Source organism: Streptomyces noursei, from assembly GCF_001646665.1.
Taxonomy (GTDB): Bacteria; Actinomycetota; Actinomycetes; order Streptomycetales; family Streptomycetaceae; genus Streptomyces; species Streptomyces lavendulocolor.
The window spans coordinates 1-430 of record NZ_LWBU01000303.1; the positions used below are offsets into that span (position 1 = coordinate 1).

General features: G+C 75.1%; 1 protein-coding gene. It reads left to right on the top strand.

Annotated features, from left to right (window positions below; genetic code table 11):
• Nucleotides 1-430: AMP-binding protein (locus A4V12_RS22735; protein ID WP_159028912.1), on the top strand; the 430-nt coding region annotated here is incomplete at both ends.

The window sequence follows — 430 nt, forward strand, 5'->3', positions numbered from 1 at the left end:
GGCGGGCCGCGCGTACCTGCCGCTCGACCCGACGCTGCCGGCGAACCGCCTCGCGTACATCGCCGACCACAGCGGCACCGGGCTGGTCCTCGTCGACGACGACACCGCGCACGCCGTCCCCGGCCGGGCGACCGTCCACGTGGACGACCCCGGGGCCGCCGCCCAGGACGGCAGCGACCTGCCCGCCGCGAGCGGACCCGAACACCGCGCGTACGTCAGCTACACCACCGGGTCCACCGGCCGCCACAAGGGCGTCATGGTCGAGCACCGAGCCATCGTCAACCGGCTCTGGTGGATGCAGCGCGCCCACCCGCTGGGCCCCGGCGGCACCGTCCTGCACAAGACGCCGTTCACCGGCGACGTCTCCGTGTGGGAGATCTGCTGGTGGTCGCTCGCGGGCGCGTCCGTGGTGACGCTGCCGAGCGGCGAC